This window comes from Enterococcus sp. FDAARGOS_553, assembly GCF_003812305.1.
In the GTDB taxonomy this organism is placed as follows: Bacteria; Bacillota; Bacilli; order Lactobacillales; family Enterococcaceae; genus Enterococcus_D; species Enterococcus_D gallinarum.
Map to the genome: position 1 here is coordinate 1011188 of NZ_CP033740.1, position 12152 is coordinate 1023339.

Here is a 12152-nt window from a genome sequence, read left to right on the forward strand (position 1 = left end):
TCATTACTTTTTGCGAAGGCAGCTTATGAAAAAGCCATCTGTCATAAAATCTTGCGGATAAATCGTTAGCATCTGATCATTGATATTCGCAGCAATATCAGCATTTACCGATACATCGATTCGTTCGAATTCTGGATGATCCGCTAAGAATGCCTCCACTACTGCCTGATTTTCTTCTAGCATTATAGTGCATGTACTGTAGATCATTATACCCGAATTTTTTAGCGTTGGGGCGGCACTTTCTAAAATCGCTAACTGAATTTCGGGTAAACGCTCTAGATCAGCTGCCTGCTTGTTGTATTTGATGTCTGGTTTACGACGCATCAATCCTAGACCGGAGCAAGGAGCATCCACTAAGATTCGATCAAACTGTTGTTCCTCAAAATGTTGAGCGACTTCCCTTGCATCCATCACTTCCGCTTGAACCACCTCTGAGACCGCAAGTCTTTCAGCATTTTCAGTGATCAATTTAACTTTATGAGGATGAATATCCAATGCAGTGACTTTCCCACCTGCTTCTGCAGATAGAAAGGACGCGATATGGGTTGTTTTACCTCCAGGCGCTGCACAAGCATCCAATACTTGGTGCTCTGGTGCAATGTGCAGTGCCGGTGCTACTAACATCGAACTTTCATCTTGTATTGTCAATAATCCGTCATGATATAAAGAAGAGCCGGCTAAAAATCCTTTATCAGCCACAATCCCATACGGAGATAGTTGGCTTTCTCGAGCTTCGATTCCTTCTTCCTGTAGTTGAAGGATGGCTTCGTTGCGAGTAATTCTTTGTAGATCAAGGCGTCCACTAGCATGGCTAGGTACTAGTAAAGACAGCCCTAACTCCCGGGTTTTATCGCTGCCGATCTGCGCTACGAATCTTTCAGTTAGCCATAATGGCATACTGATTTCTATAGCTAACCGCTCCAAGGGATCTTTGATTTGATCAAGTGCCGGCACACCCTCTCTTTGAATCGTACGCAACACGCCGTTAACAAATTTTCCGATTCCTGGATTTCCTTTTGCTTTCGCGATTTCCACGGCCTCATTTAAAATAGCATGATTAGGTACTTTGTCCAAGTACAGCATTTGGTAAAGAGAAAGACGCAATAATGATCTGACCCATGGATCGACTTTTTTTGCATTCTTGATAAAGTTCGCTAAATAATAATCCAATAGCAGCTGCCGACTAATTGTTCCATAGACCATTTCTGTCAATAAACGTCCATCTTTATCATTTAAACGGCCTTGATTCATCAGTTCTCTCAATAATAAGTTCGAATAGGCACCGCCTCTTTCGATACGAACTAAGGCCTCTAATGCAACAAAGCGAACAGTATATTGGATTTTTCCTATTTTACGCTTCATGAGTACCAACCTTATCACCTAGTTGAATGTGTTGCCCAGTGCCATTTAGAAAAGCCGCAATGGATTGACGACCTTTTCCAGCTGGTTGTAGCTCTTCTAAAGCTAAAACTGTCTGTTGACCACAAGCGATCCATAGCGCCTTTTTCGTTCGTTGTATGATGGTTCCTGGCGCGGCATCTGTTGTTTCATCGACTACTGCTACTGACCAAATCTTCCAACGGCTCCCTTGGTAAGTCGTGAAAGCAATTGGCCACGGTCGCATCCCTCGGACCTGATTGTCGATCTCCTGTGCTGTCTTTGTCCAATCAATTGCTTCTTGTTCTTGCGTAATATTGGGGGAGAATGTTGCCTGCTCTTCAGCTTGAGGCATTGGTTTCAGTTCTCCTGATAGGATCTTAGGTAATGTTTTCAGCAGTAATTCTTTACCCAATAAACTTAATTTCTCAAACATAGTCCCCACATCGTCTTGATTAGTGATCGGCAGTTTAGCTTGAGAAAAAATACCCCCAGCATCCATTTTTTTAATCATTTCCATGATGGTGACACCTGTTTCCGGTTCGCCTTCCATGATGGCATAGTGCACTGGGGCACCACCCCGATACTTTGGTAATAAGGAGGCATGGACATTGATCGCTCCAAATTTTGGTACTTGCAACAGCTTTTCCGGTAAAAATTGGCCAAAGGCCGCAGTGACTAAAATGTCTGGTGCTAATTCTTTGATCGTTTCCATTTCAAGTGAACCGCTGATTTTTTCTGGTTGCAAAACCAACAATTGGTGCTTCAATGCTGCTTCTTTGACAGGCGTTGGCGTGATTACTCGTTTTCGACCTACGGGCCGATCCGGTTGGGTCACTACCGCTGCAATTTCATAGCCTTCTGCCAGCAATCCTTCTAAGATTGGTACAGAAAACGCGGGGGTTCCCATAAAGACAACTTTAGTCATTTTCGTGTTCCTCCATATATTGTTCTAGTTCAGATTCTGGGATCTTATCGATCATTTTATCAATAAATAAGACACCATTCAGATGATCAATCTCATGCTGGATAGCCCGAGCCAAGTAGCCAAAAGCTTGAACCTCCATTTCTTCTCCTTCACGGTCAAAGTAGCGAACCGTAATCTCATCTGCTCGCTTGACCGTACCATAGGTATGAGGAATACTCAAGCACCCTTCTACATCAACAGATTCTCCTGATGACTCGATGATTTCTGGATTAATCAGTTCGAAACGATCCTCTTCATCTACTTCAACGATTGCCACTTGCAGGTTTTTACCAATCTGAGGGGCCGCAATACCTACGCCGTCATGCGCCACCATTGTTTCATACATGTCTTCTAGTAGTTGTACCAGCTCATCTGTAATCATAGATACCGGTTTTGGTTTTCGACGAAGCTGATCGTCGGGATGAATAATAATCGGATAGCGCATAATATCTCCTTTAAATAAAATTCAACGGTTCTTGGTCAATGGAAACATAGAGTCCTTTTCGCTGATCGATCTGACTTTGTTCCAATAACCGGGTCAACAGTTCAGGCAAATGTGGTTCATTTTTGTATTTAATAATCAGTTGGTAGTAATAGCGATTTTTGACACGCATGATCGCGCTAGGTGCCGGTCCAAGCAAAATACTTTGACCCGATAATTCTTTTTGTACTTCTTGGTAAATGGCAAACATCTTTTGGGCAGCTGCCTGCTCTTCGAGATGACTGCAGGTAATTTTTACCGTGTAGTAATAAGGGGGATATCCGCTTTGATGCCGAACCCACATTTCTTGTTGGTAAAAAGCTTCATAGTTTTGGGTTTGTGCTAGCTGAATCGCATAGTGTTCCGGATTAAATGTCTGAATGATTACTTCGCCGGCTTTCTCCGCCCGGCCAGCTCGGCCGCTTACTTGCGTCAGCAATTGAAATGTTCGTTCACTAGAACGAAAATCTGGCAGATTCAATGCTGTGTCAGCATTTAAGACCCCTACCAATGTAATATCCGGAAAGTCTAACCCTTTGGCAATCATTTGTGTTCCTAGTAAAATGTCTGCTTTCTTTTCGCCAAATAAAGTAAGTATTTTTTCATGTGCTCCTTTTTTGCGGGTAGTATCCACATCCATCCGCAATACCCGTGCTTCTGGAAATCTAGCAATTAGTTCTTCTTCAACTTTCTGCGTACCTGTTCCATAGTAACGGATCTTATCTGCATGACAACTAGGACAGCGGTGAGGGATCTTTTCTTCATGCCCGCAATAATGACAGCGCATCGTCTTGGTATCCATATGAAGCGTCAAAGAAATATCACAGTTCGGACAAGGCAGAACATACCCGCAATCACGACACATAACAAAAGAAGAATACCCGCGTCTATTCAGCAGCAAAACGATTTGTTCTTGTTTATCTAAGCGATCTTGAATTTTTTCCTGTAATTGGCGAGAAAAGGTCTGGTAGTTTTTGTTGGCAAATTCTTCCCGCATATCTACTACATTGATCTGCGGCAAACGAGCACTGAGTTTTGCTCGTTGATTCAAACGCAACAATTGATAAACGCCTTTTTGCGCCCGAGCCCGTGACTCGAGAGAGGGAGTGGCACTCCCCAAAACAACAGGACAATGATGATATCCTCCGCGCCATATCGCTAAATCACGCGCATGATATCTTGGTGCCTCCTCCTGCTTATAGCTTGCTTCATGTTCCTCATCGACAATAATGACGCCAATGTTTTTTAAAGGAGCAAAAATAGCTGAACGTGCGCCGACTACTACTTGGGCTTCTCCCCGTTCAATTTTTCGCCATTCATCATATTTTTCCCCTTGTGACAGTCCACTGTGAAGCACAGCCACAGCGTTACCTAAGCGGCTCTTGAATCGTTCCACCATTTGTGGGGTTAAAGCAATCTCTGGCACCAGCATAATGGCAGTCTTTTTTTGTTCCAACAGCTCAGCGATCGTTTGAAGATAGACTTCTGTCTTCCCACTGCCAGTGATGCCTTCTAAAAGAAAGGTTTGTGCCTCTTGTCTTTTTGCTGCTGACAGAATTTTTGAAACCGCATCGGTTTGTTCTTCGTTCAATGCTAATGCTGCAGTTTGGGGAAATGATCGATCTTTGAAGGGGTCCCGATATGTCTCAACCTCATGAAATTCAAGCCAGCCTAATGCTTGCCCTTGATTCAAGACAGCTGTCGAAATGCCTGCTTCTGCAAAAAATGAAACAGGAAGCTGATCAGATTCTTGTAAGACTGTCAATAGTTGTTGTTGCCGTTTAGCCCCTTTCCTGATTTGCTTCATTGCCTCTGGAATTGCTTCTGGAGAGATCAGGCGTTTCACCATACGGATTTTCTTGGCTTTATTTTTATTTTTTACCACATATTGCAATTCAACGACTGCTTCTTCACGCAATACTTTCAATTGCGACAATAATCCCGCTTCCTCAGCAGCTTGCCAGCTCAGGCTATTCGTCTCAGGAAAATGCGCTTTTATTGGGTGCGTATCATCCAATAAAAGAATATTCTTCTGGTATTCTGCTTTCATCACACTAGGCAACATGGTCTGCAAGCAGGTAATCTTAAAAGCAAATGTCGTTTTTTTCATGTAATCAGCTAACTGTAATAATTCTTCATTCACCACAGGAGAAAGATCCAGCAAGCGAAGAATAGGTTTCAATGGTTGACCTGGCGGTGTATCCGTCAATCCTACGATAAAGCCTTGGATATGCCGATCCCCATTACCAAATGGCACTTCGACTCGCATGCCAGTCTCTGCTACAGCGCGCAAATATTCAGGTATTTCATATGTAAAAGGTTGATCTGTCTGCATCGTTGGTACATCCACGATCACTTCTGCTGCATAGGTCATCTTCTCACCTCCTCCAGGCTTTATTTTACTAAAATGACAGACATTTGTCTGTAAACCTTACGAAAATTTAACGGCTATCGACTCAAAAGAAAAAGCCAGAACACGCATTGTGCTCTAGCTTTTTTAATTGTCTACAGATTCTGTTCGTCACGAATCCGGGCTTCCAGTTCTTTTTGCTCTTGGTCTTTTTGCGCTTTGCGCTCTTCTTGTTCCATTTTCAAGCGAGCACGTTTGATTTCTGGATGCGGATCATTAACAACAAGCTCTGCTTCGATTTCTTCCAATGCTTGTCCTACGCTTTTCACCGAATCAAATTGTTCCAATGTTGCTTGGGCGCCTGCATCTAGTTCATGCGCGCGTTTGCTGGCTAAAATCACAAGGGAATACTTTGAGTTCACACGATCCAATAATGAATCGATTGAAGGTTTTAACATCATTCGTTTTACAGCTCCTCTAACATTTTGATATACTTGCCGATTACTCGATCAACGCGAAAATGTTCACTTGATATAATTTCTCGAATCCGTTGTACTGCTTTAGATACTTCATCATTTACGACTGCGTAGTCATATAAAGCCATCATTTCGATTTCTTCTCTGGCAACACGCATTCGTTCATCGATCACTTCAGCAGAATCTGTCCCCCTGCCAGTGATACGTGAGCGTAGCTCTGCTAAATCAGGTGGGGTAAGAAAAATAAAGACCCCATCAGGCACTTTTTCTTTGACTTGTTTAGCTCCTTGAACTTCGATTTCCAAGAAAACATCTTTCCCTTGGTCCAATGTTTTTTGAACATAAGACAACGGGGTGCCGTAGTAATTGCCAACGTATTCTGCATATTCCAACATTTCGCCTGCTTCGATCAAGGCTTCAAATTCCTCACGGGTGCGGAAATAATAATCAACGCCTTCGATCTCACCTTCACGCTTGTTGCGTGTTGTCATCGAAACAGAATATTGAAAATCGTTGTCATCACTTTCAAAAATTGCTTTTCGCACAGTGCCCTTGCCTACACCGGAAGGTCCTGATAAAACTATTAGTAATCCTCGCTCTGACATAATGACGTCCTTTCACTGACTTTTGCTTAACGTCTATTTTGCACTTTTTTTCAGCAACTTTCAAGAACTACTTTATTATAATGGGAAATTCATGAAATTACTACTCATCTCTCCTACTTTTAGAACCCCATGTTGCTTAGCGTATTGATCACACCTGCCAACTCATCTTTTGTCGTGATAGCTTTCTCCGTAGGATCTTCTACTTCCTGGCAATCAATCCGAACGATATACCGACGATTCAACGATACCGCATTTCCATTGACCAAAATTTGCAAGAACTCTTGATCAATCGCGACACAAGCATCTTGCCAAGCATCAAAGTTTGCTTTATCTGATGGGACGCTCCGCTTGATGACGTTTTTTCCGCTTAATTCATGAAAAGTAATATCATAGTATTTCATTGTTGATCACTCCTATTCGATATTTTGGACTTGTTCTCTTATTTTTTCAATAATCGTCTTCATCTGTACTACACTATTCTTGATTTCAATTGGGCTTGACTTGGAACCTATGGTATTTACTTCTCGGTTCATTTCTTGAATCAAAAAATCCAGCTCCCGGCCGATCGGCGATTTTGCCTCTAACAAAGTAGTCATAGAATCTAAATGAATCATCATTCGATCCAACTCTTCATGAATATCTCCCCGCTCCAACAGGATGGCCATCTCGGTCAACAAACGTTCTTGATCTACTTGCTCGCCTAAATATTCCGTCAGCTTTTTCTCAAAACGTTGGCGATGATCGGCTTCATAAACGGCAATAAACGTCTGTAATTCCATGATTTTACCAAGTAATTGCTGCTGATTTTCTTTTAACACTTGATAAATCCCTTGTCCTTCAATTTCACGGCTTTGATCGATAGCTGTTAGAGCCTGAGACAAAGCATCTAACACACCTTGCTCTAACTGGGTATCTTCTTGTTGTTTTTCTCGGATATCAAGAAATGCTTCATGGACGATTAATTTTTCCAAAAGATTTTTTTTCGACAGCTCTTTTATATCCAACCTTTGAGCAGCTTCTTCTTCGACCTGCTTCAAAAAAGGCACCAATAAATCCCATTGGACTATAACTTCTTTATGAGCCGCATTCTTTTCGTTCAATGTCAGATAAAGCTCCACCCGACCACGCTGTAATACTTTTTTGACTTCTTGTCGAATTAGTGCTTCCAAATCATTCAATTGTTTGGGCATGCGCAACTGCAAATCCATAAATCGCTGATTGACACTTTTAATCTCAATCTCTATTTGATAATCAGCTGTTTCTCCATTCCCTTTTCCAAAACCTGTCATGCTTTTCATTCATTTCTTCCTTTCACATAGAAAGCAGTGCTTTTTTCAATTCGGTGAATTCTTCATTTGATAACGTTAAGCCTTTACCCATTTTTTCATGTCCTGGACTCCAGTCACGCAAGTCAAACTTAGGCGGGCGACCATTCCAGCTGACTAAATTAAGCTCTTTACGCCACCCTTTAGGATTTTCCGAAAGAACGGCGATCTCCTCTACGATCTCATAAGAAAAATTATCCATTGTGTTCCTCTCCTTTTAAAAAATAAGCCAGATAGGCTGACAGCACAGCCAATTCTGGATACCGCGCACGAATCTGCTGAAATGCCGGTGTTTCAATTTGTTGGGTTCGATAGAAAAACAAGAACCGTTTTTGTTCAGATAACAAAAAGAACTGTTCGCGATAGTAATACAACCATTCTGACACTGACCATACTTCTGTTTCTTTCGTTGGTTCTGCCATGATTTTCTCACGTATCGCTTGCAGGAAAGATTCCTTTGTATAAATGACGGTCGGTGTAAGATGTAGTAATCTGCCTATGCATTCAAAAAAGACGCGCCCACAAATTTCCAAGGGGACCTCTTGCTGATATAACTTACGCACTTTCTTCCAAAATTCCTTTTTTTTCATAAATGCGTACAATCGCGGTGCATCTTGTCGAAGCAAATGAACGAATGGCTTCCACGAATCGTTGAAGACCTCTTCATCAAAAGTATACCAATAGCCACTGAACTTGCCAAAGTATTTCATCGTTTCTAAATACCCAAGAGTCATGTTTTCTAGAGAACGTTTGGCATCAAAAATCAAAAAACTACCTAGAGTCCAAGGTGAAGCAATTTGAATCTGCGCAATTGATTCTGAGACCTGAACCTTCTTATTGATTCCAGGCCCTTGGACATCGACGGCAATGACTTCTGTAGCGCCTCGCTCAATGGCTACATCAATTGGCAGATTGTTGCGGTACCCTCCATCAATATAATAGATCCCATCAATCAATTGTGCCTGCATTGCTGGATAAAAAGACGCTGATGCTAGCAACCATTGCAAACTATAATCAATTTTGCTGGAATCAAACTGATAAACAACCTCTTTGAAATCCGGCAGACGAGTCGTACAAAGTAAGAGCTGGCTTTTGCTGGCATTAAATTTTTCTGCATCAAAAGTCGCTGCTAACAGCTGTGCTAATGGTTTTGTACTCGCACCATTGTCTTTAAGTGCTGTCTTTACGAGTGAGCGTAATTGCTCCATCATATCTAATAAGGTTTCTTTTTTAGCAGCAGCTTTTGGGTATTGGAGGACCTGTTCACTAGAAATATTCGTCCATAATTGCTCAGCAGCTTCAATATCGTCCATTAAAACCAATGCACCATTCAATGCACCAACTGACGTCCCCGCTACCCACTCAAATATGATTCCATGTTTTTTCAGCGCTTGCCATACGCCAATTTGATAGGCGCCATGGGCGCCTCCTCCACCTAGGACGAAAGCTGTATGGTAGTCCAGTTGCTTGTGGTACCCCTGTGTCACCCTACCATATCCACGTCCCACAAACCACTGATCCATGATGGGGTTTCTTGTCATTTCCCAAAGTATCTGGTCTACGAAACGGCTTCTAGCAAAACTCTCAGTCATCGAAACAAGTGTCTCCCAAGTAAATGCATCACTTGGCACCTGCAACAAATTCTGAATGGTCAGAAGCGGCCCTTCATGGACACAAGACAGATAGACTGTGCCGTGTTGATTCGTCAATCGCCACCCCTGTTCGTTGACCACTGATTGAAAAGCGGCTCGCGCCTCCGAATGACTAGAAAAAAAAGGGAAAACTAGTCGGCTTTGTTGAAACACATCTTGGGATACATATAAATCAGAAAAATAAATTTTTGTTGTCTTCATCCGACTCCTCCTCAAATGCAAAAAAGAAACCACGGATGATCAATGAAAATTTCTGACATCATTCGTGGTATTCTTATCATTTAAAAAGTCCGCTGTTCCATATTGAATGCGGCCCGCATCTCGTCTGTCGCATCAGCAACTGGTGTAACCGATTCAAGATCACCCTGAACCACACGTCTGGTTACTCCACCCATTTCACCACATGTAATTAATGTGATCATTTTTCTCCCTGCTACTTCATCCAATAAATAAACATCTGTTGGTTGAACCCGCACGGTTGAAGTTGCTGTATATGTATAAATATTTTCTAAATCCGTAATATAAATTGTTGCGCCAATAGCCACATCATCTAAAGGTGTGAACAAAAGGTCTGGCGACTGCGCACGATGGCTAGCTAGTGCATAATTTCCTTCGCCCATTTTTTGTGTTGGGCTAAGAGTTCCTGCTCCATATAGCAAAGCTTCATTCGATAACCCCTTAAAAATCGGCAAATTAATCGCTACGCTAGGTATCGCAACACCACCGATCACTGGTAATGTGCTGTTACTTAGTTGCGCTTTAAGAACTGCTTCTGAGCTGGCCGGTTCAACGGCATCAAAATCAAAAGTAGTATCTGCCTCCATATTTTTTTTGACATCGGCTCTAGAGATCTCGGAAACTGCGTAAGCATCTCCGTTGTGTTTGATCAGAAAATTTTTGATTTGATTATTAAAAATCAAAGCAAGACCAATCAATAACAAAAGGACCAAAAATAGATTCGAGAGCCAATGGAACAAAGTTCGTTTCTTTTTCATCGTTTTTCGTCTCCAATTTTTATTACTCCTATCATAACAAAATCATTGCAGAAGCGCCAATTTTGGATTTTTTTTAATAAAAAAGCAAAGTTTTTTGCTTCATAAAAAAACGTAATCTTAAAAATTGTTTTTTCCGTTATTTTGTAATATAACTTTAAACGAAAAGATACAAGCAATTTGATACACTTTATTGTAGAATGAACTTATTATCAGGGAGGGATTAATTGGCATGTCGAACACGATTTATGTACATATTGATACAACCAGCAATGCCGTTTCGACTCGCGGAGTGGATGCTCAAGATTTCAACAAGAGCATCGTTCACCAGCCAAAAAATCTGTTGTTGCTTGATCCCTCTAGTGAATTTGGTGAATTTGAGTCGCATACAGGGCTAAAGATTATCCGAGGCATTGAAGATGTCCACCTTTTCTTTCAACAACTCAACCGCGGACGGATCACAGAAGAAATCAAATGGATCGACTTTAATGATTTAGAAATGGTAAAGGAGCTAACACCGCTAGAAATTTCAGAATTGTTATATTTTGGGCATATGAAAACGCATCTTCATTCTCCGTTTTTCTACAAACTGCAAAACAACTTTGTTTATTTCGACCTCAAAGATCAGCGTTCCCGTGTTTACTACCGCTACCTGGAAGAATATTACCGAATTTTAGCTGACAAAATCACGCACATCGTTCTAGAAAAAATAAATGATCGACTTTCTTTCTTCAAAAAGCCTACTCCGGTCTCTAAACTTGATTTAAATCTTCTCAAAGACTTGCGGGGGGTCATGCAGGAAGGAATCATCTTATGTTTCCATCAAGAACAATTGGTCGATAAAACCTACACAATCCCGATTTACTTAGTCGAGGAATCTGGGCTCAAAAATAGTCACCTCTCTCTGAAAGAAGACTATCAAGTGGCAACGCTTCGCTACTTTGCAAATAAAAAAGAATGGCAGTTGGAATTGGATCAAGATGATCTAGCTTTTGGTTTTATCGATAAAAAATGACTTGCTCTCCTATTTTGATTTTGGAGAACAAGTCTTTTTTTACGCAGTCCGATTTAAATAATCGTCCTTAGGTACAAATACCTCTGGGGATGTTCGATAAGCAATTAGTAAGATAATTGCCGTGACGATTGCCGTAGCAAGTCCGCTGGCGGTATTCATTACCAGAGAGAAAAGCCAAGGTTTCATCCCCCAGAGAGCATATGCGCCCCAGTAAACCCAACCGGCAAGGAAATGCCAAAAATAACGAGCAAATGCGCCTGTGAATGTTGCTTGTACAAGTAGTCGTTGCACGCTACCCTTCGAACCATTTCTAATCGCCAAATGAATTTTATTTGCATAAAGTCCGGCAAAACCAACAAATGTAAAAGCAAATGGGTACTCAATCAATACTTGAAGAACACTCAAAAACCAGACTTTACCTAATGGGAAATGCAGCAATCCCCAAACCAATCCGGCCATTAATCCTGGCTTCCAGCCTCTACGGATAGCAAATATTGTTAATGGAATCTGTCCTAAAGAAATTGAAAAACTACTTCCAAAGTCTAAAGGAATCAGCGATAGTACCATCGCCAGTGCCGCCATAATCGTTCCCTCTATCCAAATTTTTGTACCATTTCCCACAAAAAAACTCCTCCTTTAGAATCATCACAATTCACAAAGGAGAAGTGTTAGACACTTCAACTCGTCACAATTCCTACGTTCGCATGATCGAAACAGGTACGAAGGGTTTAGAGTACTCTCATTCTCAGCCTTTTCAGACTCCCCTTTGTGATTAGATTCTATTTTATTTTGCTTGCACTGCTGCAAGTCATCTTCAAGAATACCACAAAATAAAAAAAAGAAAAGAAAACTCGCTCTGATAAAAAAAGAAACATCTCAACCGCATCTAGACGAGATGCTTCTTTTGGGTTA

General features: G+C 41.5%; 13 protein-coding genes and 1 riboswitch. Of the genes, 1 reads left to right on the forward strand and 12 read right to left on the reverse strand.

Annotated elements, in window-relative coordinates; genetic code table 11:
• Positions 1-3: 3 nt before the first annotated feature.
• From rsmB to EGX73_RS05285, 11 genes are all read right to left on the reverse strand, one after another.
• A complete protein-coding gene (rsmB, locus tag EGX73_RS05235; RefSeq protein ID WP_005469754.1) occupies positions 4-1362 on the reverse strand; it encodes a 16S rRNA (cytosine(967)-C(5))-methyltransferase RsmB in 1359 nt (452 codons plus the stop codon).
• Entirely contained in the window at positions 1352-2305 is a 954-nt protein-coding gene (gene fmt, locus EGX73_RS05240; protein WP_123866793.1) for a methionyl-tRNA formyltransferase, read from the reverse strand. Before fmt ends, rsmB begins: the two co-directional genes overlap by 11 nt.
• Positions 2298-2789 (reverse strand): peptide deformylase, encoded by a 492-nt coding sequence (gene def / locus EGX73_RS05245; protein ID WP_003128845.1) that lies wholly within the window; start codon positions 2787-2789, stop codon positions 2298-2300. Before def ends, fmt begins: the two co-directional genes overlap by 8 nt.
• Before the next feature lie 10 nt (positions 2790-2799).
• Positions 2800-5199: a primosomal protein N' gene (gene priA / locus EGX73_RS05250; RefSeq protein ID WP_003128844.1), complete on the reverse strand. Its 2400-nt coding sequence runs from the start codon at positions 5197-5199 to the stop codon at positions 2800-2802.
• Positions 5200-5330: 131 nt separating this feature from the next.
• On the reverse strand, positions 5331-5636 hold the full coding sequence (gene rpoZ / locus EGX73_RS05255) for a DNA-directed RNA polymerase subunit omega (RefSeq protein WP_005469752.1): 306 nt from the start codon (positions 5634-5636) through the stop codon (positions 5331-5333).
• Positions 5637-5641: 5 nt separating this feature from the next.
• Positions 5642-6256, reverse strand: coding sequence for a guanylate kinase (gmk, locus tag EGX73_RS05260; protein WP_003128842.1), 615 nt, complete (start codon positions 6254-6256; stop codon positions 5642-5644).
• A 119-nt stretch (positions 6257-6375) separates the two neighbouring features.
• Positions 6376-6657, reverse strand: coding sequence for a hypothetical protein (locus tag EGX73_RS05265; protein ID WP_003128841.1), 282 nt, complete (start codon positions 6655-6657; stop codon positions 6376-6378).
• A 12-nt stretch (positions 6658-6669) separates the two neighbouring features.
• The gene (locus EGX73_RS05270) at positions 6670-7554 is read right to left on the reverse strand and encodes a YicC/YloC family endoribonuclease (protein ID WP_003128840.1); all 885 of its coding nucleotides are present in this window, start codon (positions 7552-7554) and stop codon (positions 6670-6672) included.
• Positions 7555-7567: 13 nt separating this feature from the next.
• A complete protein-coding gene (locus EGX73_RS05275) occupies positions 7568-7783 on the reverse strand; it encodes a YdbC family protein (protein ID WP_003128839.1) in 216 nt (71 codons plus the stop codon).
• Positions 7776-9434 carry a patatin-like phospholipase family protein gene (locus EGX73_RS05280; RefSeq protein WP_123866794.1) on the reverse strand — a complete coding sequence of 553 codons (1659 nt, stop codon included), beginning with the start codon at positions 9432-9434 and terminating at the stop codon, positions 7776-7778. Before EGX73_RS05280 ends, EGX73_RS05275 begins: the two co-directional genes overlap by 8 nt.
• An 80-nt stretch (positions 9435-9514) precedes the next feature.
• Complete coding sequence (locus EGX73_RS05285; RefSeq protein WP_003128837.1) at positions 9515-10228, reverse strand: class A sortase; 714 nt, start codon at positions 10226-10228, stop codon at positions 9515-9517.
• Between the two features lie 229 nt (positions 10229-10457).
• On the opposite strand from EGX73_RS05285, the gene EGX73_RS05290 reads away from it, so the two are divergent.
• Positions 10458-11240, forward strand: coding sequence for a hypothetical protein (locus EGX73_RS05290; protein WP_003128835.1), 783 nt, complete (start codon positions 10458-10460; stop codon positions 11238-11240).
• A 39-nt stretch (positions 11241-11279) separates the two neighbouring features.
• Here the strand turns inward: EGX73_RS05290 and thiT are convergent, their stop codons facing one another.
• The gene (gene thiT, locus EGX73_RS05295; RefSeq protein WP_042620412.1) at positions 11280-11822 is read right to left on the reverse strand and encodes an energy-coupled thiamine transporter ThiT; all 543 of its coding nucleotides are present in this window, start codon (positions 11820-11822) and stop codon (positions 11280-11282) included.
• A 92-nt stretch (positions 11823-11914) separates the two neighbouring features.
• Positions 11915-12016, reverse strand: a riboswitch (TPP riboswitch).
• Positions 12017-12152: the final 136 nt, after the last annotated feature.